General features: G+C 60.8%; 24 protein-coding genes. 7 read left to right on the top strand and 17 right to left on the bottom strand.

The features are described 5' to 3' along the window. Positions 1–34: 34 nt before the first annotated feature. Both ACFSR7_RS05400 and ACFSR7_RS05405 read left to right on the top strand, forming a co-directional pair. A complete protein-coding gene (locus tag ACFSR7_RS05400; RefSeq protein ID WP_378159514.1) occupies positions 35–643 on the top strand; it encodes a TetR/AcrR family transcriptional regulator in 609 nt (202 codons plus the stop codon). A 27-nt stretch (positions 644–670) separates the two neighbouring features. Then, positions 671–1,687, top strand: coding sequence for a copper amine oxidase N-terminal domain-containing protein (locus tag ACFSR7_RS05405; protein ID WP_378159515.1), 1,017 nt, complete (start codon positions 671–673; stop codon positions 1,685–1,687). A gap of 295 nt (positions 1,688–1,982) precedes the next feature. Here ACFSR7_RS05405 and ACFSR7_RS05410 read toward each other — a convergent pair whose 3' ends face one another. Further along, entirely contained in the window at positions 1,983–2,744 is a 762-nt protein-coding gene (locus ACFSR7_RS05410; RefSeq protein WP_378159516.1) for a TSUP family transporter, read from the bottom strand. Positions 2,745–2,750: 6 nt separating this feature from the next. Continuing rightward, the gene (locus tag ACFSR7_RS05415; RefSeq protein WP_378159517.1) at positions 2,751–4,001 is read right to left on the bottom strand and encodes an MFS transporter; all 1,251 of its coding nucleotides are present in this window, start codon (positions 3,999–4,001) and stop codon (positions 2,751–2,753) included. Between the two features lie 164 nt (positions 4,002–4,165). Between ACFSR7_RS05415 and ACFSR7_RS05420 the strand changes: the two genes are divergently transcribed. Beyond that, a complete protein-coding gene (locus ACFSR7_RS05420; protein WP_378159518.1) occupies positions 4,166–4,576 on the top strand; it encodes a VOC family protein in 411 nt (136 codons plus the stop codon). Between the two features lie 124 nt (positions 4,577–4,700). On the opposite strand, the gene ACFSR7_RS05425 is transcribed toward ACFSR7_RS05420, so the two are convergent. From ACFSR7_RS05425 to ACFSR7_RS05470, 10 genes are all read right to left on the bottom strand, one after another. Next, positions 4,701–5,117 carry a VOC family protein gene (locus tag ACFSR7_RS05425; protein ID WP_378159519.1) on the bottom strand — a complete coding sequence of 139 codons (417 nt, stop codon included), beginning with the start codon at positions 5,115–5,117 and terminating at the stop codon, positions 4,701–4,703. A 135-nt stretch (positions 5,118–5,252) separates the two neighbouring features. After that, positions 5,253–6,020 (bottom strand): DeoR/GlpR family DNA-binding transcription regulator, encoded by a 768-nt coding sequence (locus tag ACFSR7_RS05430; RefSeq protein WP_378159520.1) that lies wholly within the window; start codon positions 6,018–6,020, stop codon positions 5,253–5,255. Positions 6,021–6,059: 39 nt separating this feature from the next. Beyond that, a complete protein-coding gene (locus ACFSR7_RS05435) occupies positions 6,060–7,115 on the bottom strand; it encodes an aldose 1-epimerase family protein (RefSeq protein WP_378159521.1) in 1,056 nt (351 codons plus the stop codon). Between the two features lie 76 nt (positions 7,116–7,191). Next, positions 7,192–7,743, bottom strand: a complete 552-nt coding sequence (locus tag ACFSR7_RS05440) for a D-lyxose/D-mannose family sugar isomerase (protein WP_378159522.1) — start codon at positions 7,741–7,743, stop codon at positions 7,192–7,194. Positions 7,744–8,162: 419 nt separating this feature from the next. After that, the gene (locus tag ACFSR7_RS05445; RefSeq protein WP_378159523.1) at positions 8,163–9,362 is read right to left on the bottom strand and encodes a carbohydrate kinase family protein; all 1,200 of its coding nucleotides are present in this window, start codon (positions 9,360–9,362) and stop codon (positions 8,163–8,165) included. A gap of 2 nt (positions 9,363–9,364) precedes the next feature. Beyond that, entirely contained in the window at positions 9,365–10,528 is a 1,164-nt protein-coding gene (locus ACFSR7_RS05450; protein ID WP_378159524.1) for a Gfo/Idh/MocA family protein, read from the bottom strand. Continuing rightward, positions 10,528–11,367, bottom strand: coding sequence for a class I fructose-bisphosphate aldolase (locus ACFSR7_RS05455; RefSeq protein ID WP_378159525.1), 840 nt, complete (start codon positions 11,365–11,367; stop codon positions 10,528–10,530). Before ACFSR7_RS05455 ends, ACFSR7_RS05450 begins: the two co-directional genes overlap by 1 nt. A 752-nt stretch (positions 11,368–12,119) precedes the next feature. Further along, entirely contained in the window at positions 12,120–12,320 is a 201-nt protein-coding gene (locus ACFSR7_RS05460) for a hypothetical protein (protein WP_378123854.1), read from the bottom strand. Between the two features lie 87 nt (positions 12,321–12,407). Further along, positions 12,408–13,805 (bottom strand): (Fe-S)-binding protein, encoded by a 1,398-nt coding sequence (locus ACFSR7_RS05465; protein ID WP_378159526.1) that lies wholly within the window; start codon positions 13,803–13,805, stop codon positions 12,408–12,410. Beyond that, positions 13,798–15,213: an FAD-linked oxidase C-terminal domain-containing protein gene (locus tag ACFSR7_RS05470; protein ID WP_282906918.1), complete on the bottom strand. Its 1,416-nt coding sequence runs from the start codon at positions 15,211–15,213 to the stop codon at positions 13,798–13,800. The genes ACFSR7_RS05465 and ACFSR7_RS05470 overlap by 8 nt, the downstream gene beginning before the upstream one ends. Positions 15,214–15,370: 157 nt before the next feature. On the opposite strand from ACFSR7_RS05470, the gene ACFSR7_RS05475 reads away from it, so the two are divergent. The 3 genes from ACFSR7_RS05475 (at position 15,371) to ACFSR7_RS05485 (ending at position 17,336) form a co-directional block, all read left to right on the top strand. Continuing rightward, positions 15,371–15,547, top strand: a complete 177-nt coding sequence (locus tag ACFSR7_RS05475) for a hypothetical protein (protein WP_378159527.1) — start codon at positions 15,371–15,373, stop codon at positions 15,545–15,547. A 235-nt stretch (positions 15,548–15,782) separates the two neighbouring features. After that, positions 15,783–16,526: a FadR/GntR family transcriptional regulator gene (locus tag ACFSR7_RS05480; RefSeq protein WP_378159528.1), complete on the top strand. Its 744-nt coding sequence runs from the start codon at positions 15,783–15,785 to the stop codon at positions 16,524–16,526. A gap of 27 nt (positions 16,527–16,553) precedes the next feature. After that, the gene (locus tag ACFSR7_RS05485) at positions 16,554–17,336 is read left to right on the top strand and encodes an SDR family NAD(P)-dependent oxidoreductase (RefSeq protein ID WP_378159529.1); all 783 of its coding nucleotides are present in this window, start codon (positions 16,554–16,556) and stop codon (positions 17,334–17,336) included. Between the two features lie 430 nt (positions 17,337–17,766). Here the strand turns inward: ACFSR7_RS05485 and ACFSR7_RS05490 are convergent, their stop codons facing one another. Next, positions 17,767–18,849, bottom strand: a complete 1,083-nt coding sequence (locus ACFSR7_RS05490) for a glycoside hydrolase family 172 protein (protein ID WP_378159530.1) — start codon at positions 18,847–18,849, stop codon at positions 17,767–17,769. Positions 18,850–19,035: 186 nt separating this feature from the next. Between ACFSR7_RS05490 and ACFSR7_RS05495 the strand changes: the two genes are divergently transcribed. Further along, positions 19,036–19,932 carry a helix-turn-helix domain-containing protein gene (locus ACFSR7_RS05495; RefSeq protein WP_378159531.1) on the top strand — a complete coding sequence of 299 codons (897 nt, stop codon included), beginning with the start codon at positions 19,036–19,038 and terminating at the stop codon, positions 19,930–19,932. 206 nt (positions 19,933–20,138) lie between these two features. Here ACFSR7_RS05495 and ACFSR7_RS05500 read toward each other — a convergent pair whose 3' ends face one another. From ACFSR7_RS05500 to ACFSR7_RS05515, 4 genes are all read right to left on the bottom strand, one after another. Beyond that, a complete protein-coding gene (locus tag ACFSR7_RS05500) occupies positions 20,139–21,347 on the bottom strand; it encodes a sn-glycerol-1-phosphate dehydrogenase (protein ID WP_378159532.1) in 1,209 nt (402 codons plus the stop codon). A gap of 89 nt (positions 21,348–21,436) precedes the next feature. After that, positions 21,437–22,234: a polysaccharide deacetylase family protein gene (locus tag ACFSR7_RS05505; RefSeq protein ID WP_378159533.1), complete on the bottom strand. Its 798-nt coding sequence runs from the start codon at positions 22,232–22,234 to the stop codon at positions 21,437–21,439. 131 nt (positions 22,235–22,365) lie between these two features. Further along, the gene (locus ACFSR7_RS05510) at positions 22,366–22,965 is read right to left on the bottom strand and encodes a Uma2 family endonuclease (RefSeq protein WP_378159534.1); all 600 of its coding nucleotides are present in this window, start codon (positions 22,963–22,965) and stop codon (positions 22,366–22,368) included. A 131-nt stretch (positions 22,966–23,096) separates the two neighbouring features. Further along, positions 23,097–23,555, bottom strand: coding sequence for a hypothetical protein (locus ACFSR7_RS05515; RefSeq protein ID WP_378159535.1), 459 nt, complete (start codon positions 23,553–23,555; stop codon positions 23,097–23,099). Between the last annotated feature and the right edge of the window lie 5 nt (positions 23,556–23,560).

The raw sequence follows: 23,560 nt of genomic DNA on the forward strand, positions 1-23,560 counted from the left end.
ACAGCAACTTCGGCACTGGAAAGGAGAGATCGCGGTGTCGCCCAAAGTGACGGAAGCGTACAAGGAAGAGAAGCGGGCGGCCATTCTGGCCGGTGCGCTGTACTGCTTCTTGGACAAGGGATTTCAAGCGACGACCACAGACGACATCGCGCGTCATCTCCGCATGAGCAAAGGCACGTTATATGGCTACTTCGCCAGCAAAGAAGAGATCTACATTCAACTGGCGCATGCCCGCATGGACGATATGGTCGAGACGCTCAACACGTTGTATATAGAGACCTCGAGCGCCAAAGCAATGCTTCGGCATATGTTCGAGCGCTTCCGCCGGCAGCCGTTGGACGAGCTTCGCAAGTGGCTGACGTTTCACCTGGAGTTCACGACCTATGCCTCCCGCCGACCCGAGCTCATCGCCTCGAACCGCGCGTACCTCGACAAAGCGCTGAACCTGCTGAACCGAATTCTGGCGTCGGGCAAGCAGTCCGGCGAGTTCCGCGCAGATCTGGACGAATCCTCGGCCGCCTACTTGTTCTGGGCCGTCCGGGACGGTCTGGCGCTGAGCTTCCTGCTCGACGGAGACGAGACCGAGTATCGGCGAATTCTCGACGACATGGAAGCCATGGTGATGAAGCACTTGACGGCGTGACCTACAGTGCTTCAGGCAGCAGTTTGCATGGGACAGCAACTATTCGCCTTGGCCGTCGTCTATACGGTCAGAGAGGAGCGTGTCCGCATGTTTAAGCAGATTGTCTGCATCGCCTTGGTCGCAAGTGCGCTGTCTGCCGCCGACGCCGCAATCGCCGCAGTCCCCGCTCACATATACGTGAAGGGCAAACTGGTCTTGGCCACCGATTCCCCCATCGTCGAAAAAGGCAGAACGCTGGTGCCGCTTAGCGCCGTCGCAGGACCGCTCGCCCTGCGGTTGTCATGGAACGCGGCGGAAAAAACGGCAACGCTCGGCAAATGGAACGAGAGCGTTCGGCTTACCGTTGGCAGCAGCACCGCAGTTGCAAGCGGTAATCCGACGCATATGGGCGGCATTAAGCTGGACAGTCCCGTTCATATCGTGAAAGGCAGAGTGTATGTCCCGCTCCGTTTTCTGGCGGAGCAGTTTGGCTACCGGGTGTCCGTGGACGATGAGAATGTTCGGATCCTCGCTCCGCTGGATGCATCACAGCTTGCGATGCTTCGCGACGGCGATCTGGCTGAAGCAAGACGCCGCACAATGTCACTCTCGCCAGGGCTCACTCACTATGCCGTAGACTTGCTGCCTTACACGCACGAGCGCGAAGGCTACAACGTCACTTACCTGTTCCCCGAGGGCCGCTCCGACCGTTTTATCGTGGTGAGCGGGGATCAAGCATCTTATGCCGAACTGACCGAGGACGGCTGGATCATGAAGTGGCAGGCGCATATTCCCGTCGGAGAGAAGGATACGCTCGAACTGCTGTGGGAGATGAAGGTAACGAACCAGAGGGGCACAGCCCCGGAAATGAACGGCAGCTACCTTTTCTGGTCCAGCACGGACCATCTCACGACAAACGTCCTGTCCTCGGGACGTCTTAGCGATGCAGGGAAAGAAATCCTAGGCTGGCGCAGCACGACCTCAGGCGAATCCGGCGGCCAGGCGGAAGGCGAGCTGTCGTTGACGCTGCCAGGCGAGTCGCGGTTGCCGGGTTGGGCAGAGTGAGTCTGCATGTCGTTCGGATATTGCATCGTTATTGTCAGCCGCGGACACAGGAGCCGCTATTTTTCAAATATGTAGCCGTTTGACGGCTTGGCGGACGGGTAGTCCGCTATTTGGCTTTGCCAAGGCGAATCCCCGTAGTTTTGGAAGGCACGGAACTGAAAGGGATGGGCAAGTCGAGCCGTTAAAGACGGAGTATCGGCCAGTGGCGTGCTTGCAATCCCCGACGGACAAGGACTGCGGGAACATGCGGAACAGCGAAGTAAAGTAGCTGGACGCCCGAAGAAAGCTGCTTCGCTCACAGCAATTCCAGCAACTGCTTGCCGATCAGCAAAGCGCATACGACGATAAATAGCGGTTTGATGTATGCACGGCCGCGGCGGATGGCGAAGCGCGAGCCGATCCAGGAGCCGGCGATCATCGCTGCGCCCATGAGCAGGCCGACGCCGTAGTGGACGGAGCCGAGGACGAGGAAAGTCGCGAGGCTCGCAAGATTGCTGGCGAAGTTGAGCGCCTTGGCGTTGCCCGCTGCCTTCACGAAGTCGTAGCCAAGCAGCAGGAAGGCGAAGATGAGGAACGAGCCGGTGCCGGGGCCGAAAAAGCCGTCATAAAAGCCGAGCGCGAACGCGGCGAATCCCGTCAGCCAGGCGGTGCCTGGGGTGTAACGTACAACAGACGCCCGCTCTCCCCATTCCCGGCGCAACAGCGTGTATACGGCGATGACCGCCAGCATGACGACGACCATCGGCTTCAGGAAACCGGAAGGCACATGCCGAAGCGTCAGCGTGCCCGCCGCGGCACCCAGCAAGGACAGCGGGATCAATCCCCGCACGGCACGGACGTCGACATGACCCGAAGCGAAAAAAGACAGCGTGCTCGTAAGCGAAGACAGCGTGCCGGCCAGCTTGTTGGTGCCGAGCGCCGCCGCAGGCGGCAGTCCGGCCGTCAGAAGCACGGGCACGGAAATCAGTCCGCCCCCGCCGACGACCGAGTCGACGAAGGCGGCCGCGAATCCGCCGACGACGATCAGCACGAGCATGCCGATACTCAGATGGTCCATGGCGGCTTAGTACCTTTCCCCTCTTTTGCGCAAGTAAAGATACAACACGATACAGGCAGCGGTGCACAGCAACGCCATCACGCCAATGAATCCATAGCCCGCCTGCAGGCCAAGCACCTGGCTCGCGCGCTCCCCTCTACCCGCATACAGGTTGCGCACCCCTTCGATCAGGCCGCCGATCGCGAGATTGCCGAGTACGCTGCCGATCCCCATGAGCGTGACGGTAAAGGTAATCGCCGTTCCTGTCCCGCGGGGATATCGCTTGGTGAGCAGCGCCATGACGGTCGGATAGATCGGGGCAATGCCGACGCCGGCCAAGGCGAACAGAATCGCGCCGCTCTCCCCCGCGAATAACGCCGCGATGCTGCAGATGCCCGAGCTCAGCGACAAGACCATGATGGACATCGTGTAGCCGAAACGATCGGTTAGCGGACCGAGCAGCAGCCGCGCGAGCGTGAAGCAAAGGAAAAAGGCCGACAGCATGCCCGACGCATCGGTCGGGCTCCAGTTATACGCTTTTTCCAAAAAGTTCGCCAGCCAGCTTCCGATCGACAGCTCGGAGATGACGCCGGAGGTAAGCACGAGCACGATCAGCCAAGCGACGGGATCTCGCAGCAGCTTGCTGTAGGAGATGCGCTCCTCCGTCTCGTCGTGTGCCGGTTCGACCGGGAGGCGTCCGAGGAGCGCAGGAATGACGGGCAGCAGCGACAGCATCAGCACGATGACATACATGCCCCGCCACCCTAACGAATCGCCGCCCGGCAGCCGCCAGCCCATCATCGAAGCGGCCGCGATCGGGGCTACGATGGAGCTCAAACCATAGAAAAAGTGCGATAAGTTCATTAAAAAACCCGTATGTTTGACAAAGATACGCGCAGCTAGGATAGCGAGCGCGATCTCCAGCATGCCGTTGCCGATGTACATAAAAAAGTACGAGGCGGTCAGCGCCTGAAAGCCGTTTGAGATGCCGATCAGCAGGCCCCCCGCCGCCATCGACACGAACGCCGCGATGCTGGTTGCCTTGATGCCGACTTTATCGGCGAGAAAAGAAGTGAAGCTGCAGGCGACCAGGTACCCGAGCGAGTTGAGCGCTAGCATCAGGCCGAGCTGCCCCTCGTTTAATCCGAAGTCCAGCTGCATCCGCGGAATGGCAGGACCTTTTACGTTTTCCGACAGTCCGAACACGAGGAAGCCGCCGAATACGATCGACAGCAGCCATATTTCGTTCATGCTTATTTTCGCAACGCGCTTGATCAATGTACCTAAACCTCCGTATGATGCGATAACCTGTCCGCCGGACAACAGGAACATTGTCCCTCAAAGCGCGCAAAAGAGCAATCGAAAAGAAATAGGCGCGACACCCGGGTGATAGAATAAAAGAAGCGCGGCAGACGCATGATGAAAACAGGAGGCGGATAAACATGGCAAGATTGGTTCCCTATATTTTTTCTGAAGACGCAAGGTCGCAAGCCCAGTTTTACGTAGACGCGCTGGGCGGAGAGCTCCTGTCCGTCATGACGTTCGGCGACGTGCCGGGCACGCCGGAAGCGCTGAAGGAGAAGATCATGCACCTGCACCTGGTCGCGGGGGGCATCACGATCTTCATGTCCGACAGCCCGAGCCGGCAGATAGAGCGGGGCAACGGCACGGCGCTCAGCCTCGTGTTTGACACCCCTGAAGAAGCCCATTCGGCATTCGACAAGCTGGCGGCCGGCGGCACGGTCCACGACCCGCTCAAACAGCAATTCTGGGGCGCCTTGTTCGGCGCGTTGCAGGACAAGTACGGTGTGGAATGGCAAGTGTCCACGGAGCAGCAGCAACAGCAAGGTTAAAGCGCAAGCTTCGAAGAGTCCGACCGGATCGACATTCCGGCGGGCTTTTTTTAGCATAAAAAGAGGATGACCTGCGTCCGCCCGGACGCAGAACATCCTCTTTATTGTAAGCATAGCAATCTGCTTAAGCTTCGTGTACGTACGTCGGATCCATATGGAACACTTCCCACAGATGGCCGTCCGGATCCTGGAAGCTCTCGGTATACATGAAGCCGTGATCCTGCGGGTCATTGGAGACCGAGCCGCCGGACGCCAATGCCTTGCGGACGAGGTCCTGCACTTCTTCCTTGCTGCTCACGGACACGGCCATGATGAATTCCGTCGTCTTCGTCGCGTCGGAGATGTCCTTTTTGATGAACGTCTTAAAGTACGGCTCGGTCAGCAGCATGGCGTACGCAGTGTCGCTCAGGATCAGACAGGCGGCATTTTCGTCGGTGAACTGCGGGTTAAAGGCGAAGCCGAGCGCCTCGAAAAAGGAGATGGAGCGCTTCAGATCCTTGACAGGCAGGTTGAGAAAGGTTTGCGAAATTTGAAAAGCCATCGTCGTCACCTCATGGTTTCGTTAATGTTGTCCCAATCGGACCTTAACGTTATTCTACCACGACACGAAGGCGCTTATTTCTTCTAGATTGCTAAAATGCCGGCGAGAGCGAGGACGAGGGTGAAGAAAAGGGGCCTACTCGGCCACTTCTATCCGAACGCCGGCCTCCGTGCAGGCCCGCGCGAGTTCGCCGTCAGGCGGAAGGTCGGTGACGATGCGATTCACATCCGCGAGCCCCGCGAAGGATACGAGCACGCGCGCGCCGAACTTCGTGCGGTCGAGCACGACCGTCGTCTCCCGCGCCTGGCGGATGGCGATCCGCTTGATCTCGGCCTCGTACAGATTGGAATTGCTGAAGCCGTGCGCTTCGCTCAGTCCCGTCGCCCCGAGAAAAGCGCGGTCGAACGCCATGCCGGACAGACTCTGCGCGGCAATCGGACCGACGAGCGAATGCGTGGATTCGAGCAGCATGCCCCCGGTCATAATCGTCGGAATCTGCTTGGACGCGAGCTCCGCCGCGATATTCAGCGCGTTGGTCACGACAGTGATCTGCTGGCCGGCCTTCAGCGCCCGCGCGATCTGCAGCGTCGTCGTGCCGCCGTCCAGGAACACGGACTCGCCGGACGCGATCAGGGAAGCCGCCTGCCTGCCGATCCGTACCTTTTCGTCCATGTACAGGCCGGTTCGGTCCTGCAGCGCGACGTCTCTGTAGACATAGATCGCCCCGCCGAACGTGCGCCTGACGGTCCCGCCCTCCTCAAGCTTCTCCAGATCTCGCCGGATCGTCATCTCGGTCACGCCGTACCGTTCGCTCAGCTCCGAGATGCGGACCTCCCCGCTCTGCGCGATCTGCTCATGGATCTGGCGCTGCCTCGCGTTCCAGTCCGCCTGATTGTGGATCATCTGTCGCCGCTCCTCCCGTCCGCCGTGCGCGTCCGTTCGTTATTTCTCTATCATCGCTTGTTCGGCCGCTATTTTCAACTCCAGCCGGTGCGTCACGCAAGCACCCGGCGCGAGCATGACCGGTCCGCCTTCGCGGACCTCCGCTTCGTAGCCTTCGACCCGGCAGTTGGCAGGCTCAAGGCCGAGCACGTGCGCGCCTGCGCCCGGCATGCGCCACTGCACGAGCCGGGGCAGCGTGTCCGCGGACCAGCGCAGCTTGACCGATACATCCGCGGTCCCGGGTCCCGCAGGGAAAGCAGGCTGGCGCACGCATGCTTCCGCCATGTTTTTGCGGTCGTCCAGCTCATGATAGAAGACGCGTTCTCTGGCAGCCGGATCGGGCCGATCCCAGCGCGTGCAATCGGCCACGTTTCCTTCGCCGCCTCGCTCCGAAGCGACGGAAGGCGGCAAAACAATAGAGGCACGTTCGTCCAGCAGCGGAAATCCGAAATTGAAGTGGTACAGCATCATATGAGGCGACGGGGCGAAGCCCAGGTTCTCTACGCGGTCTTCGATATGAACCTCATTGACGCCGAGTTTGCCCGATATTCGCCGACGAAGCCTGAGATTCGCGCCGAACAGCGCATTTTCCTCGATCGTGCCTTCAACGCTCCAGACGAGCTCGTTGTCTTCCCATGCCTCGCGCACGGCTACCTGCGAAGCAGGCGTATGATGCACCCGGCCGTGCAGGCCTTGAGGGCCGCCGGGCGTTTCCGACGGCGAGCCGGCATGGGTCAGGCCGCACGTCATGAGCAAACCGCCCGAGGCTGTCAGCAGCCAGCCCGTACCGGACGCGTCGTAATAGGCCGGGTGTGCGTCCCCTGCCGCGGACTGCCAGGACAGCGGCGCGCCCCACAGCTCCGCGCGCGAAAGATCCAATCCCTTGGACGGCACGATATCCAGCGTCAGCCCCGCGCCGGTCGTCACGCGGATCAGCTCGACGCCCGCTTCCTTGCCTTCCGACAGCGTCATGCGCCGCACGCCGCCGACCTGGCTCATGCGCCCGACGCGCGCTTCGAGCTCGCGGCGCGTCCAATTCTTGCCGTACAGCCTCATTCGACCGCCTCGCTTCCTCTTGTTCTCGCAGCGACGCTAACCGCCCGGTCTCTCTTTCGCCGGCAAGCCTTCTCTCTTAATCTTCGACGATCGGCGGGATGCGGACGACGGCCGGATCGGTGAAGATGTCGAACTCGTCGCGGCTCGTGCTTGAAAACTCCGACACGATCGCACCTTCCGGCCCGCCCTGGAACCAGTGCTTCGTATTTGGCGGTATCGTGTACTGCTCGCCGGGGCTCAGCACGATCTCGTGCCGCACGGTGTAGTGCGCCGCGCTCCGCTCGGGAATCCGCGCCTTCACGTCAGCGACCGATTCGCCCTCGACATACAAGTAGACGAGACCCCAGCGGCAGCGAAACGTTTCCATTTTGCCGGTCTGGCCGTCGACATCGGGATGCAGATGCTCGGGGCAAGTCTGATAAGGGAACAACGCCAGCTCCTTGGCGCAATAACGATCCGTATTGACGTAAGTAACGAGCTCGAGCCCTTCCGTCTCCAGCTCGCCGAGGCCGAAGCCCGCCACTTCGATGCCGGCGCGCTCCTCCTCCGTCAGCACGATGCCTGCCTTGCGAAACAGTTCGTCGGTGCGCCGCTGCGCCTCTCGAATCTCGCTGCGTCTGATGCTCATGGGATTGCTCCTCTCTGAAGTGTTTGTTTGTATACGTTGCGGTTGCAGAATTTAGAAATAGGCTGCGTGCGCCAGTTGCGCGGTGTAACTCCCAGAAAATAGGGGCTGCGAGCGCCTATTGCGCGGCGAAACCGTGTAACTCTCTGTAAATAAGCTCATTTTGATTTTAAATCGGCTAGATCATGTAGCCGCCGCTCGCCGATAAGCGCATTTGCGCCTTATCTCGACCAGAACAGGCTGCCCGCGACGCCGATAAGCGCATTTACACCTTATCTCGGCTAGATCAGGTAGCCGCCGCTCGCCGATAAGCGCATTTACACCTTATCTCGGCTAGATCAGGTAGCCGCCGCTCGCCGATAAGCGCATTTGCGCCTTATCGCGCCAACCGAGCCGGCTATGCCTTCACTCCCACGCCAAACCTAGCGCACGCCGCTCCACAGTCCGCTCTCCGCAAGCTGCGCCCAGCCCGGCAGCGCCAAGACCGGCGTCCGCTGGCGCCAGCCGGCGTCGATGCGGCGCTGGAGATCTTCCCAGCGAGGAATGCCGCTTACGGCATCGGCGCGCTCGACATTGCAGGCGCCCGTGCCCACGGCGCTAAGCAGCGAGCGCTCAAGCGTCAAGCCGCTCGCCAGCCCGCCGAGCAGTCCCGCGATCGTGCAGTCGCCGGCGCCTGTTGTGCCTTCGACTTCGACCGCGAAGCACGGCGCAAGCAGCTCCCGCCCCAACCAACCGCCGATCGCATCCGCATTCGGCGCACAGGCGCCCATCGCCGCAAGACGAACGGCATCCGCTGTCGTGCGGACGTACAGCCCATGCTCGCCAAGCTTGATGCCGGCAACTGCGACGCCCAGGGCCAGCAGCTCCTCGCCGAGCGAAGACAACAGCGCACCGTCCGCCAGGCCGAGCAGCTCTTCGCCGCCGCTGCGCGCAGACAGCTCCTCGTACGTGTCCGGCCGGAGCATGAACAGAATCTCCTCCAGGCTCGGCAGAAACACGTCGACGTGCGGCAACGCCCGGGCAAGTATCGCGGGCCAGTCCGCGCGCCCGGCGTCGGATGCCGGGTCGGGCCTCGCCATATCGAGCGAGACGGTCGCCCCGGCCTTCTTGGCGCTCGCAAGCAGGCGCTCAAGCTCCTCGCCCCCCCGCTCGTACATCCCCCGCATCAGCGGCGGATAGCCGAAGTGGAACAGGCGAATGCCGGCAAGCGCTTCCGGAGAGACGTCCGAAGCGGCGAACGTATCGTTGGTTCCCGTCGCGTGCAGGAACAGGCGATCGATCCCCGGCGGGCTGATGACGATCGTGTAGGAGCTGCTCTCGCCCGCCGACACGATCATGCCGTCGCTCGCGCCGGCGCCGTAGGCGTCGAGGCATTCCTTGATCGAGCGCCCGAAGGCGTCGTCCCCGATCTTGCCCATGAGACGCGTGCCGAAGCCGAGCCGCCGCAGGGCGAGCCCCGTGTTCGCCACGGCGCCGCCCGTCGAGAGACTGGCCGGTCCGATCTCGACCAGCTTGCCCGGCGCCAGCAGTTGGCTTAAGCCTTCGGGATGCGAGGGCAGCGCCGGAATGATATCCAGACAGATATGTCCGGCGACGACGATGTCCGCTGCGCGGTCGGTCACGTTTATTCCTCCCAATCGATCGCGATCGTGTTGCCCGTGCGCTCCGACTCGAGCGCGGCGGTGAAGACGCGATGGCTGGCGGACGCCTCTTCGGGCGTCGCGCAGCGGAACGGCTGGCTCATCCCGTCGCGGCTGACAAGCTCGTCGCAGAAGGCCGCCCACATTTGCAGGATCGAATCGGAGAATCCGAATTCGAAAATGCCGCCCGTAATCGTCCCGTAAGCCGACTTATAAGGCGCGTCGACGACATGCCAGGCTTGCGCGGCACCCGGCTCGTAAGGAAGCGAGGCGACCTGCTTCGGATTTTTGGTCGTGAACTCGGCCGAGAAATCCGTCCCCTGGATGCGGATAAACCAAGTGTTGGCATGTCCTGGCGCGATGCGTTTGGTGGACAGCACCATCGGGAACTGCTGGCCGTCCGTCTCGACGTCGCAAGCGAGAATGGCGTTGTCCCAAGTCTCGCACGGCACCATGCCGCCCTTGCCGTCCGGACGCTCCGGTACGATTTTCGACAGCAAAGCGCGTACGCTCTTCGGCTTCCAGCCGAAGCGAAGCGGCAGGTGCAGCACGTGCATGCCCAGGTCGCCCATGCAGCCGTATTCGCCGTTGGTGGCGATGCGGCGCTTCCAGTTGATCGGCTTGGTCGGATCGAGGTCGCTCGAATGCCAGAAGCCGGCTTCTACCTCGATGATCCGGCCGAAACGGCCCTCGTTCACCCATTTTACGATCTGCTGCGCGCCGGGGTAAAACGGAAATTCCGACGAGCACCGTACGATGACTTCCGGATGCTGGGCAAGCGCCTCGGTAACCGCGGCGTTAGCTTCGCGGTCGATGCCGAACGGCTTTTCGCCGAGCAGGTGCTTGCCGGAACGGATGATATCGACGTAAATTTGCTGATGAAGATTATGAGGCACGGCGCAGTAGACGGCGTCTACGTCGGGATTGGCGAGCAGCTCGTGATAATCGCCGTAAGAATGGACGACGCTCGGCACGTTGTCGACAAACCACTCGGTCGCAGAAGGATTGGCGTCGCAGACGGCGACGATACGCGGCTCGAAGCCGACGTCCGTCAGATGGCACCACCGTGCTGCGGCGCTGGCAAACTCCTTGCCCATGAGGCCGCAGCCGATGACGCCGAAGCGGATAATGCGCTTGTCCTTTGCCATTAGGCTTGGCCTCCCTTCAAAATTGCGAGCGCCTCGTTCGCGGACGCGCCGTGGTGCACGATGGACATCAGCGCAGACGTCATGCCGGCCGGATTCGGATGCTGGATGACGTTGCGGCCGTAAACGATGCCGGCGGCGCCCTGGTTCATGAGCTCGACGGTGCGGGCGACGATCTCTTCGTCGCTCGCGCGTCCGCCGCCGCGGACGAGGACGGGTACGCCGGAAGCGATCTCGATGACCCGGTGATATTCGGACACGTCGTCGCACGGATCGGCCTTGATGACGTCGGCGCCGAGCTCGACTGCCTGACGGACGAGAGGGAGGATTTTTTTCAGATCGCCGTCGACCATATAGCCGCCCTTCGCTTCATTCGGCAGCATGACGAGCGGTTCGACCATGAGCGGCATGCCATAGCGTTCGCACTCGACCTTCAGCGCGGTCACGTTGCGCACGCATTGATGGTGCAGCTCGGGCTGCTCCGGCAGCATCAGCAGGTTGACGCATACGGCGACGGCGTCGAGACGGACAGCCTCTTCGATCGCGTTCGCAATAAGCTCGCTGAACAGGAAGCGCGGCAGTACGCTGCCATAAATATTCGCTGCATCCGTACGCAATACGAGACCCGGCTTCTTCCCCGGAAACGACTGCAGACGGCGCGCCTGTCCGGTGCTGAGCTGCACGCAGTCGGGACCTGCCTCGACGATCGTGCGGACGGCGGCGTCCATCTCTTCAATACCCGCCAGAAACGTATGCTCGTTAAAGAAGCCGTGGTCGATCGCGACGTCGAAGCATTTTCCCTGGGCGCTGAACATCCGGTTCAAACGATACTTATGAGACATTTTCGCATCTCCTCTGTTAGACAATGTTATTTTGTAACATTAATTTATCATAATCAACACTGACTCGCTACTATTAAATTTTAAAAAAGAAACTTTATTTTCGTTTTTAACATTTTTAGATCAAGCAGGGGTAGATCACCCTGACTTCTCTTTTATGTTTAACGGACATCCGAAACGCCTATTAATGGCCATCCGACAGCCGTTACAACGGGACTTGCATATTCTTGGCCCGCATATCGTGGCCCGCATATCGTCGCTCGCGTATCGTGGCCCGCGCATGGCCCGCGTCATTCTTTCGCCGCAATGCCTGCAAATATACATCTATTTCCGCCGATGCCTATCCTTTTGACACGAATACATGCAAAAACGCAGGTATTTTCCTCTATCAGTCAGATTTCGGGCTTAAGCATTGAATTTACCTGCATATTTGCAGGTATTTCATCAAGTGTCGTTGGTCGGTAGAAAATACATGTATGAATGCAGGCTTTTCGCCCGCGAAACATCCGAAAAGCGCCGGCACGCCGCTAGCGCGCCTGCTTGTCCGCGAATCGCCGCCGCCCGCGTCAGGATGGAAAGCACCGACTCTTCTCTCCTTGCAATTACCGGTTCATCGATTGGCCTGGTGTTGCGCATTTCATACTTTCCTTAATAGCAAAAAGAGACCGTCCCGCTCATGCCATGACATGTCGGGACAGCCTCTCAAAGCCTATACGGATCTATGCGTTAAAAAGACGCTTGCATGCGGGCGGCCTTCACTTGTCCGAAGGCTTGCGGCGGCGCTTGTTCATGCGGGAGAAAATAATGAAGGCGGCGACGATCATGGCCATGAAGCCTACGCTGCTGGCCGGATCGGGCTCCATGCCCAGCAGCAAGCAGACGTTGGTGACCAGGCTTCTGACGAGCAGCGCGGTCACGATGAGCAGCACCGGGCGGATGAAGTTATACTTCCTCAAGGGGCGAACCTCCTAGACTGTTTAACTATCATTATATAGGCTCGACCGCCCGTGCGCACGCGCCGCATTCGATTCGTCGAAATTTAATTACGCCTCGTCGCCGGGACGCGCGATCCGCTCGTACAAGTAATCCACGATATGCATCGCCTTCATGTCGCCGCCGCGGCCGTGCTTGTCGATACCCAGCTTCATCTGCAGCAGACAGCCCGGATTGCTGGTGAGCAGATACTGCGCCTCCGTGGCGTTGGCATGCTCCATCTTGTGCTCGAGAAGCTGGCCGGCCATCTCGGGCTGCGTGACGTTGTAGATGCCCGCCGATCCGCAGCAGCGGTCGGAGTCCCGCATTTCGCAGAAGTGCGCGCCCTTTACCGACTTCATGAGCTTGCGCGGCGCGGTGGAGCCCTTCATGACATTGCGCAGGTGACAGGAATCCTGGTACGTGATCGTTGCCGCAGCCCCTGTCTCCGCGACTGCCTCCGACACCGCGCCTTTAGCCGCTTCTTCAGCAAAGGCAGGCACGCGGCCCTTGTCCACCAAGATGGTGCTGATGTCGACGACCCGCTTCGCGAACCAGGCTGCGTCTTCCGCCCAGGATTCGTCCTCGTGCAGCAGGTGATCGTACTCGACGAGCAGGGCGCCGCAGCCGCCGGCATTGCTGACGATATAGTCGACGCCGGCATCCTTGAACGCTTTGACGTTGACCCTGGCGAGCTCACGTGCCTGATCCATCTCTCCGCTATGCGCGTGAAGCGCGCCGCAGCAGCCCTGCGTCTTGGGGATAACCACGTCGAACCCCGCTTCGGACAACAGCTTCACCGTGTTGACGTTGGTGTCGGCGAACAGGACGTCCATAATGCAGCCTCTGAACAAGGCGACCGTCGCGATCCGCTGGCCCTTGGCGGGATAGCGTTCGCCGATCCGCTCGACGACGCCCTGGGACGCCGCTTCCGGCAAGATCTGCTCCATCTCCCGCATATGGGCGGGGAACAGCTTCATGATGCCCGTGCCGCGCGCAACCTTTTGCAGACCGGACTTCTGGTAAAGCCGGAGCGACCGGCCCAGCAGCTTCATCCGGTTCTGGTGCGGGAATACGCCGCGGAAAAACAGCTTGCGCGTCCCGCTCACGATCGCGCCGTGCTTGGCATGGTCCTCGATGGCGTCGCGCGTCTGCTCGATCAGCTGGCCGTACTTGACGTCGGCCGGGCAGACCGGCTCGCAGGCGCGGCAGCCGAGGCAGTGGTTCATCTGGTCCTCGAACGCCTTGTCGGGCTCCATCACGCCGTCTACGACGGCCTTCATGAGCGCGATCCGGCCGCGAGGCGATTCGGGCTCGACGCCCGTCTCGCGGAAGGTCGGACAAGCCGGCAGGCAGAAGCCGCAGCGCATGCAGTTGGTAAGCTGGTCGTAATCGAGCTTTTTCAGCATCGTGCGCGCGAGCGGGTTCGCATGCTCGATGTCGGGCTTGCCGAAGGTTTGACTACTCATGCTGCAGCACCACCCTTTTTCTCGTCTCCTTGGCGAACAGCTTGCCGGGGTTGAGCAGTCTGTGCGGATCGAACGCCTGCTTGATGCCCTTCATCATGTCGAGGCCCGCGGACCCGACCTTCCACTCGAGATAGGGCGCCTTGACGATGCCTACGCCGTGCTCGCCCGTGATCGTGCCGCCGAGCTCGATGGACGCTTCGAAAATTTCCGCGAACGCCTGCTCGACCCGGTGCACCTCGTCATGATCGCGCGCGTCCGTCGTCGCCGTCGGATGCAGGTTGCCGTCGCCGGCGTGGCCGAACGTCGCGATCGTGACGTTGTACTTGCGCGCGATCTCATTGATGCGCAGCACCATGTCCGCGATCTTCGAGCGCGGCACGGTCGCGTCCTCGAGGATCGTCGTCGGACGCAGCCGCGCAAGCGCGGTGAACGCGCTCCGCCTTGCGGTCAGCAGCCGCTCCGCCTCCTCGCGGTCGGCTGCCACCTGCACCCGGTCGGCGCGCTCCGCGATGCAGATCTCTTCGATCAGTGCGATGTCCCGCTCCACCGCTTCGGGATCGCCGTCCTGCTCGATGAGAAGGATCGCCTCCATGTCGAGCGGCAGGCCGAGCTTCGCGAAGTCGTCGACGACGCGGATCGTCGGATTGTCCATGAACTCGAGCGTCGCCGGAATGATCCGCGCCTCGATAATGCGCGAGACGGTGCGCGCCGCGCCGTAAAGGTCGCGGTACATCGCGAGCATCGTCTTCTTGGCGCGCGGCGGCGGGACGAGCTTCAGCGTCGCCTCGGTAATGATCGCCAGCGTGCCCTCAGAGCCGACCAGCAGCTTGGTCAGGTCGTAGCCGGCCACGTCCTTCATCAGCTTGCCGCCCGTGCGGATGATCTCTCCGCTCGCGAGCACGGCTTCAAGGCCGATGACGTAGTCCTTGGTCGTGCCGTACTTGAGCCCGCGCAAGCCGCCCGAGCACTCCGCGATGTTGCCTCCGATCGTCGAGATGCGCATGCTGCTCGGATCCGGCGGATAGAACAGCCCGAGCGACTCGATGTGCGCGATGAATTCGGCCGTGATGAGACCCGGCTGCACGGTCGCCGTCAGATTTTCGAGATCGACCTCGAGAATGCGGTTCATCCGGTGCATGACCATAACGATGCCGCCCTCCAGCGGAACCGTGCCGCCGCACAGGTTCGATCCGGAGCCCCTGCTGACCAGCGGCACGCGGTGCTCGGCCAGAACCTTCATGACAGCAGCGACTTCTGCGGTCGAAGCCGGATAGACGACACCGTCGGGAAGCGCCTGCAGCATCGGCGTTCCATCGTAAGAATGCGCGACGCGGGCCTCCATATCCTCTCTATAGTAACGATCGCCGACAATGGCACGCAGTTTGGACGCTAGCGCCTTTTCCGCCATGTTACGTTTCACCCCTAATTGTTCAGGTCATCTGATGACTTTTATTGTAACGGTTTGTTCCCTTTTCGTAAATCCCTTTTTCTGCGGCGCGTGTCCAGATGGGTATGGGGCGCCTGGTCTGGGTAATCATAGATATGATGCTAAAGGAGGGATTCCCATGATTCGCAAAGACGGAGACGTCGAATCCTATACCGAAGCCTCGTCCCCGACGCCGCAGGGCAACGAAGATTTGTTGGCGACGGACATGGTGAGCGAAGCGGTGGAGGAAATGGTCGATTCGGTCGAGGAGACGTTTACGAACCATAAGTCCGCCGAGGAAAAAAAGAATTCATAATGCTTTCGGGAGCCGCGGCGATTTGCCGCGGCTTCTTCCTTGCGCCTCCCGCGTGACTGCGTCTTCAACGCAGTCAAGGCCGCTCGCAGACAGCTGTCGAACCTCCTCCCGTTTCCGCGCCCCCGCGGCCGCTCTCTCTCGCGCCAAGACTTTTTCCGGTAAATCATTTATGCTAATACATATCAACGGCCATAAGCGCCGTCCGACGATATCGAACACGCAAGGAGCGCTGGACATGCGACCGACCAAGATCGAGACGCAAAAAGGACATGAAATCGTCTCGCGCCATATTCGTCAGCAGCTGGAACGCGGAGAGCTTGTGCCCGGGCAGAAGCTGCCTTCTCTCGAAAAGCTTGCCGAAGCCTACGGCGTAGGCCGCTCGACCATCCGGGAGGCGATCAGCGCGCTTAAGGCGATGGGCTGGTTGGACGTGCGACACGGCGGCGGGACGTATGTGGCCAAGTCGCTTCCCGGCGAGGCGATGGGCTCTCTCTTCGATCTCTCCCAAGGCGCGGAAGCGGTGATGGAGATTTTGGAGGTACGCAAAATACTCGAGCGCGGAACGGCCGAGTTGGCGGCCTTAAAGCGGGGCGAGGACGACCTTGCGAGGCTGCGCGAGATTTTGGCGCGGATGGAGCGGGCGCTCCGGGAGGACGATGCCGAGGGCGGGGAACGCGCAGATCTCGCGTTTCATCAGGCGATAGCGGCAGCCTCGGGCAATCCCGTGCTGAACCAGCTGATGGATTCGATCTCGCAGCGGCTGTCCGAGACGATCGGGCGGACGCGGGAGCTGTGGTTCTATCAGGAGCAGGCCGAGGCTTCCAGGCTGCTGGAGGAGCATCGCGGTATCTACGAGGCGATCGAGACGCGGGACGCGGAACGGGCTTCGGAGCGGATCGGGCTGCATTTGTCCAAGGTGGAGAAGGTGCTGCGGACGGCGCTCGAACAGAAGTCGGACGGCGGAGCGGCACAAGCGTAAGCGCATAGCTAACGAGGAGGTACGATTATGGAATTGGGACTGCGAGGCAAGACCGCGATTATTACGGGCGGAAGCAAGGGGATCGGGCTGCATACGGCCCTGCTGCTGGCGGAGGAAGGCGCGAACGTCGTCATCGTCGCCCGCGGGGCGGACGAGCTGGAAAAGGCGGAAGCGCTCATCAAGGAAAAAACGGGGCATGAGCCGCTGGCGATCGTCGCCGACGTAACGAGCGACAGCGACGTGGAATATACGGTCGTCAAGGCGGCGGAGCGCTTCGGCGGCATCGATATTCTGGTCAACAACGCAGGGACGTCGAACGCGGCGCCATTCGAAAAGGTCGAGCCCGCCGTCTGGCGCGACGACATGGATCTCAAGCTGTTCGGCGCGATCCGCTTCACGCAGTCGGCGCTGCCATACTTGAAGCGCAGCGGCACGGGCGCCATCGTCAACGTCACCGCCGCCTTCGCCAAGACGCCGGGCCCTTCCTCGCTGCCGACCTCGGTCAGCCGCGCTGCGGGTCTCGCGCTGACGAAGGCGCTCAGCCGCGATCTGGCTGCCGACGGCATTCGCGTCAACACCGTCTGCATCGGGCTCATCCGCAGCGGCCAGATCGAGGCCAAGTGGCAGCGCGAAGCGCCGGACGTGCCTTGGGAGCAGTACGCGCGCGATCCGAAGCACGGCATCCCGCTCGGCCGTATCGGCGACACCGAAGAGGCTGCGCGCGTGATTGCGTTTCTCGTTTCCGGCGCGGCCTCTTACGTATCGGGCACCTCAGTCAACATCGACGGCGGAGCGGCGCCGGCGCTGTAAACGGAAGAGCGGCCCCTTCCGCCGGATCTCTCCGGCTGGACGGGGCCGCTCTCTTTGGTTTGGTCGAATTAGACGACAGCATATTGTTATTCCGTTGGCACCTACCGATTTCACGCGAATAAGACGTTGGCTGCAGCTCTATTTCGCGCCTAACCACCATTTTTAAACAAATAAGACGTTGGCACATCCTTATTTCGCACCTCACCGCCATTTTTGAACAAATAAGACGTTGGCACATCCTTATTTCGCGCCACACCACCGCTTTTCAACAAATAAGACGTCGGCACATTCCTATTTGGCGCCACACTACCGTTTTCGCCCGAATAAGACGTTGGCGCATCACTATTGCCCCGCTTGCATGCCGGTCCCCGCGTAAACGAGCCCGGCGGCGCCTGATCCGTCCCCTTCCCGAATCGCTTCCCGCAATCCGTCAGATGACCTCCCGCGCATCGTTGCCGGGCATCGCCGGGTGCGGCGCGTGCGGTTCGGATTGGTACCAGAACGCGGTCGACGCGATGTCGCTCTGCTGCGGCAGATACCGGCCGCCCGAGCGCCAGCCGAGGTCCTGGATCGTCACCCGCAGGTCGCTGTCGAAGCGGATCGGGTCCATCACATGCCAGCGGTACATGCCGAAGCGCTGCTGGCTGCGGTACAAGCCGTCGGGTTTAATCACCTGATGCATGCCCATATACGCGGTAGAATAGGTGCGGTACGTCCCCTGCGGCTGTTCCCAATTCCAGGCCCCGCCAAAGTAATCCTCGGTTCCCGTGCCGCAGATCGTCGGATGCTCCCTATCCCCGTCCATGTAGAACTTGATCTCGCCTTCGCCCCACCAGCCCGTATTGTTTACCTGCCAGGCCAGATAGACGCCCACGTAATGGCCTTTGCCGCGGACGCCGTCCAGAATCGTGTGCACGTCCTTGTATGCGACCGGGCTGCTGCGCCGCCACTGTGCATGGAAGTATGCCGCGTCGTCAGGCACCTCGGTAAGCGTATAGTCGATTTGGTAATAGAGCACCGCCTTTTCGGTGTTGCGGTTTTCCATCGTGACGCGCGCGGATCGGCGAAAGGGCATTTGCCAGTAGCTGTTGAAGCCGCCCGCCGGATTGACGGCGATCGGCAGCGAATTGACGTCCGCGCGCTCCTGCCACCCGTTGCAGAAGAAGTCGCACATCGGCACCTCGACAGAAGGCGCCTCCTCGTCGTCCCAGTAAAAGCGCAAAATCATGTTCCGCCATTGATGCGGCGCGCTCGTCATCCATATATGTTGGATGGCTCCCGGACCTTCGATCTCGCCCATGACGAAGGTGGCATTCGGCTCGATCTCGACGGAGGGAGACACCTTCCAGCCGACGCCGAGCTCGCGCGCGCAATTCGCGCCCGTCCCTTCCGTCGCCATGGCTCCCTGCCCTTTTCCGCCCGTAAAGTTCTCGGCGCTGATCGATCTCGTCTTGGCATCCGACAGCCTAGCCAGATTGCCGAGCCCCAGGTTCAGTCCGTTAAATTCGCTCAATTCAGCCAGCTCCTTCTCCATCGACACGCGTATGCCGTAGCTTGAATCGACGTGCGGGATTATAATTAAAATTGCTATACGTGATAGCGATTTCAGAAATGATTTTAGCAAATGACCGGGAAATGTTCCTTATTGCGAATTGTGATTATTTAACCGTTCTTGCTTTTATATCGAGGAGGACTGACCATGACTGCGACACCGGATACCGTGCGCGAGCTGCTGAGACAGATGTCTCCCAACGTACGCCGGGCCTGGAACCATCGCGCTGTCGGCATGAAGCTTAAGCCGCGCATGATTTTCGACTACGAACTGCTCTATTTAGAAAAAGGCGAGTTGCAGCTGCGTATCGAGAATCGGATGCACACGCTCGTCCCCGGCGACATTCTGTTGCTGAAGCCCGGCGTCGAGCACGAATTTATCGGTTCTTCGGGCGAATGCTGGATGCCGCATATCCACTTTGACGTCATGGACGATGCTTCGTTCGCGGATGTCCCCGTCAACTTCAAAACGCGCGCAGAGTGCTCCGAAAATGAACTTCGGCTCGTTCGCCCCGATTGCCTGGGAAGCGTGCTGGGCATGCCTGACATCATCCGCGTCGGCGGCCACGGTGAGATCCTTCGGCTGCTGATGAAGCTGATCCACGCCTCAGACCGGCGGGACGATGCGTTTATCATTTTGCAAAAATCGCTCGTTTTGCACATTCTCCATCTTCTGCTTACCGGTCTGGAGGCGCAGCACAAAGCGCATTTAAGCTTGCACGAGAAAACGCTGGAGCAGGCGGTCGCCTTTATTGTCGAGCATTACAATCGGACGGTCAGTCTGGATGAGCTGTCCAAGCAGGCCTGCCTGAGCGTGTTTCACTTCTCCCGGTTGTTCAAGGAAAAGTTCGGGTTGTCGCCGCAGCAATACCAGATCCGGCAGCGAATGGAGAAGGCGAAGGGCTTCATGATCTACGGTAGGCGCTCGCTGACCTCGATCGCGGAGGAGGTCGGGTACGGAAGCGTGTACGCGTTCAGCAAGGCGTTCAAGCAGGCGGAAGGAGTATCGCCCCGGAAGTACGTGCGCACCTACCTGGGGAAGTGAGGCGACTGGAGGGCAGCGCGGCTGCCGGTTCGCGGGGAAACGTAGCGTCGGTGAGCGTTACTAGCGACGCAGGCAGTGGGTTCGCAGGCAAAGTAGCGTCGGTGAACGTTACTTGCGGCGCGGCAGCCGGTCGGCGGGGGCATTGAAGGCCAATCGATGAAAAAAGGCCGCTCCGACGCCGGCATGCGACCTTGGAACGAGCCTTTTTATGATCTGCCGTTAATAAGACGCAGCAGCGTCTTGCGTCCCGGGCGGATCTCGTCGGCTTCGTGAAGTGACCGCGCGACCAGCTCGGCGCCGATGCCGAGCGTTTCCGGCACGCCGGGTCCGCCGGCGATCTGCAGCAGCTCGCAGATCTGCGACGCGGTCGGGATCTCGTCGAGCCAAGCGGCGATCTCCGGCAGCCGGTCCCCCAGCCGGACGTTAAGCGCAGCAGCAGCCTCAGATGCGTCGTTCGCTGCGGCTAGGCCCAGCCAATGACGGTAATGCTCGGCAATAATGGCGCAGGCCGCGCCCACCTTCGCCCCATGCAGCACTTGCCGCCGCCCCGTCCGCAGCAGCTCCATTTCCCAGTAATGCGACAAATGGTGCTCGGCGCCGGATGCGGAATGGGACTGACCGAAGATCAGCATCGCGAGGCCCGACACGATTAGTGCCCGCATCAGCGTCTCGATCCCCTCCGGCGTTCGCCCGCCGATTGCTTCGACGTTCGCGACGCATTCCGCGAGCGCACCGGCGGTGAGCGCCGCGACATACGGGTCGTAGTCCTCGCCGCCGATCGCGTGTCCGACCTTCCAGTCGAACAGGGACGTATATTTGCCGAGCATATCCCCGAACCCGGCCGCGACCATCGGGGCAGGCGCCCGCGACAAGACGTCCGTGTCGGCAAAGATCGCCGACGGTCCGATCGCCGGCACGGTGATCTTGTCACCCCGAATAAGGAGAGGCGCGCCCTTCGAGGTGAAGCCGTCGACGGACGGAGCCGTCGGCACTGATATGAATGGCAGACCTGCCGAAAATGCCGCGTATCGCACGATATCGTGCAGCGTGCCCGCGCCGACCGCTACCGCAACGTCGGACCGATACCGTTGGATGTCGAGCAGCGCCTGCACGATTGAAGCCTCGTTAGCTACGACATCGCCCGCCGGATTGGCCGTTATCAGCGTCGTCTCCGTCGCGATCCCCCGATCCCGAAGCTCCGCCGCCAGCCGCCCTCCGCCAGCCGCCTCGATCGTGATCGGGTCCCCGACGAGCAGCGCCCGCCGATGTCCCTTTTCCTTCAAGTAATCCGGCAGTCGCGCGGACGCGCCGGGCGCGAGCAAGATCTCGTCCGGGAAAGCGACGTCATCCAGCCGAATGCCTCTTGCCGCCGCCTGCTGCCTGATTGCTTCGATCATACCGTTATGAGTAGTCATGACTGGGGCCTCCTAGCTGTCGAAATTGTTTAAGATGCCATAATGCCAGTAAACCGCTCGTTCGCCTCGCATGCCAAGCCTTTTATTGCCTACAAACGTTTCAGCTCGCCCGGACCGACCGGGACGGCCTTTCCGTCGGCCTGGATCCATACCTCGAGCGCGGACGGATTGTGCACGATCGTGCAGTCGGCGGTAAAGCGCAAGCGGTCGAGCGCCTGCTTGTAGGCGACGATCTCGGCGTTGGTTGCTTTCCAAACGTCATCCGCATCGACGAGCAGTTCTCCGACCTTATCGACCAGATCCCAATTGTCATCGGAGTCGAACTCGTAGCTGTGCCCCCAAATATAAAGCAGCGACATTCTGCCGAAGTAATCCTGGTATTCCAGATAAGCCTCCGTGCGTTCAACCATCTGCTTGTGATGACAGGTCGGATGCCAGCGCAGGAAATCCGCAGGCAGCTCGAAACCGCCGTGGCTCTTCACCGTACGGGCGTACTCGATGCCGAATGCAGGCAGCGCCGCGACGACCCGGTCGTCGTATGTACCGAACGGATAACTCATGCCTTTGATGGGGTACCCTGCCAGACGCTCCAGTGCCTGGCGGTCCCCGGCGATCTCTCCGGCCAGCCCATCGGTCGGAAGCAGGTCCAGAAACGGATGGTTGATCGAATGACCCGACACCTCGTGCCCCGCAAACAGCTCCGCAATTTCTTCCGAAGTAATAAAGCCCTCTTTGTCCAGCTTTCCTGAGTTAAGGTGAAACGTCCCTTTGAGGCCATAACGGTTCATCACCTCGACCAGCCTGCGGTCTTGTACCCTGCCGTCGTCGAAACTGAACGTAACCGCCTTACGCCGGCCTCCCGGAAAACACTTGAATTGAATGCTCACGCGTCCGATCTCTCCTCTGAGCCGTTGGGCTGCTTTATTCCTTTACCGCCTTAATATATAAGCGCGGGAATCGGCGTGTCAAACGGTTGGAACAACCTGCCCCTCACAGGGGGTCGGCGTATCGTTTGGCTTCAGCCGCCCGCGAGTAAACGGCCGATTTGCTCCTCAGCGAATAGTTCGCTCAAGGCAAACGAGATACATGGCAGCTTGTCCGATACGACGCGATCCTCTCCCTCGAACAGCTCGATCAGCGTCAGACGGCTGCCTTCCTGCTCGTAACGCTCCAGCGTTCGAGCCACCGGATCGAGAATCCAATACTCTTGCACGCCGTGCTTCCCGTAGATGTCCAGCTTCCGCACCTTGTCCCTGTGCCTGGAGCCTGGCGACAGCACCTCCACGACCAGATCGGGCGCGCCTTCGATGCCGCGCATCGTCATGATGTCCGTACGGCCCCGATGGATGAAAGTGACGTCCGGCTGCGTTACATTTCTCGGGCTTAAAATGACGTCGAGGGGCGCTGTTAGGATAAAATAATCAGTGCCGCAACTTTGCGTCGTGAGATAAGTCAACTTGCCTCCCAGTATCTGATGCACGAGCGAAGGACCCGACATCAGTTCGAGCGCTCCGTCCAGCACCTCGTAACGCTGTCCGTCCTCCGGCAGCTCCGCGTAAATATCGTACGTCACGCGCTTTTCTCGGATTGCGGCTTCCCATTCCTTTTTTTTATCCATGGCAAACGTCCTCCCTTTAGCAAAAAAGCCCCGTCAAAGCGACACATGACGTGTTCGGCTCTGACGGGGCGCTTCCCCGCGTTCATTCTTATCTCCATTATGGACAAGGCTGGATAATCTGTCAACGAAACTTACCGCTGAATCGGTTCGATCAGGTAGACGCTACGGGCTTCGCCGGAAGCCTCCGCCGACTTCTCCTCTTCCTCGCGAACCTGCCAGCCAAAGGACAGGACGGAAGCCAGACGCGCCTTCTCGTCGGGCTTCAACGAGGCGCGGACTGCCTCGGCCCCTGCCTCCAGCAGGAGCTCCGGCTGAAGGCCGAGCGCGACGCGGATCCAGCTGTGAATGCCCCGAACCGTGTTGTACTTGATCTGGTATCCGTGCGTTACTGCCGCTTCGAACGTCTCGGGCTCTTCCGCAGCAAATGCCGAGAGCGCCTCGTATTTAAACTGAAACGGACTCTCGTCGATCGGCAGCTCGCCCGACCGAACGCGCGCGATCAGCTCCTCGCTCGTCCATCCCCGCGACTTCAGCGACTCTACCAACAAGGCGTCCCACTGGGACAGCTTCGCCTGATTTGTCGTGCTCATGCTTC

The organism is Cohnella sp. GCM10020058 (assembly GCF_042683485.1).
In the GTDB taxonomy this organism is placed as follows: Bacteria; Bacillota; Bacilli; order Paenibacillales; family Paenibacillaceae; genus Cohnella.

Excerpts from the sequence above, each read along its gene's own strand:
- ACFSR7_RS05405 (WP_378159515.1), top strand. The coding sequence starts at position 671 with ATGGGACAGCAACTATTCGCCTTGGCCGTCGTCTATACGGTCAGAGAG.
- ACFSR7_RS05410 (WP_378159516.1), bottom strand. The coding sequence starts at position 2,744 with ATGGACCATCTGAGTATCGGCATGCTCGTGCTGATCGTCGTCGGCGGA.
- ACFSR7_RS05420 (WP_378159518.1), top strand. The coding sequence starts at position 4,166 with ATGGCAAGATTGGTTCCCTATATTTTTTCTGAAGACGCAAGGTCGCAA.
- ACFSR7_RS05425 (WP_378159519.1), bottom strand. The coding sequence starts at position 5,117 with ATGGCTTTTCAAATTTCGCAAACCTTTCTCAACCTGCCTGTCAAGGAT.
- ACFSR7_RS05430 (WP_378159520.1), bottom strand. The coding sequence starts at position 6,020 with ATGATCCACAATCAGGCGGACTGGAACGCGAGGCAGCGCCAGATCCAT.
- ACFSR7_RS05435 (WP_378159521.1), bottom strand. The coding sequence starts at position 7,115 with ATGAGGCTGTACGGCAAGAATTGGACGCGCCGCGAGCTCGAAGCGCGC.
- ACFSR7_RS05440 (WP_378159522.1), bottom strand. The coding sequence starts at position 7,743 with ATGAGCATCAGACGCAGCGAGATTCGAGAGGCGCAGCGGCGCACCGAC.
- ACFSR7_RS05450 (WP_378159524.1), bottom strand. The coding sequence starts at position 10,528 with ATGGCAAAGGACAAGCGCATTATCCGCTTCGGCGTCATCGGCTGCGGC.
- ACFSR7_RS05455 (WP_378159525.1), bottom strand. The coding sequence starts at position 11,367 with ATGTCTCATAAGTATCGTTTGAACCGGATGTTCAGCGCCCAGGGAAAA.
- ACFSR7_RS05465 (WP_378159526.1), bottom strand. The coding sequence starts at position 13,805 with ATGAGTAGTCAAACCTTCGGCAAGCCCGACATCGAGCATGCGAACCCG.
- ACFSR7_RS05470 (WP_282906918.1), bottom strand. The coding sequence starts at position 15,213 with ATGGCGGAAAAGGCGCTAGCGTCCAAACTGCGTGCCATTGTCGGCGAT.
- ACFSR7_RS05475 (WP_378159527.1), top strand. The coding sequence starts at position 15,371 with ATGATTCGCAAAGACGGAGACGTCGAATCCTATACCGAAGCCTCGTCC.
- ACFSR7_RS05480 (WP_378159528.1), top strand. The coding sequence starts at position 15,783 with ATGCGACCGACCAAGATCGAGACGCAAAAAGGACATGAAATCGTCTCG.
- ACFSR7_RS05485 (WP_378159529.1), top strand. The coding sequence starts at position 16,554 with ATGGAATTGGGACTGCGAGGCAAGACCGCGATTATTACGGGCGGAAGC.
- ACFSR7_RS05495 (WP_378159531.1), top strand. The coding sequence starts at position 19,036 with ATGACTGCGACACCGGATACCGTGCGCGAGCTGCTGAGACAGATGTCT.
- ACFSR7_RS05500 (WP_378159532.1), bottom strand. The coding sequence starts at position 21,347 with ATGACTACTCATAACGGTATGATCGAAGCAATCAGGCAGCAGGCGGCG.
- ACFSR7_RS05510 (WP_378159534.1), bottom strand. The coding sequence starts at position 22,965 with ATGGATAAAAAAAAGGAATGGGAAGCCGCAATCCGAGAAAAGCGCGTG.
- ACFSR7_RS05515 (WP_378159535.1), bottom strand. The coding sequence starts at position 23,555 with ATGAGCACGACAAATCAGGCGAAGCTGTCCCAGTGGGACGCCTTGTTG.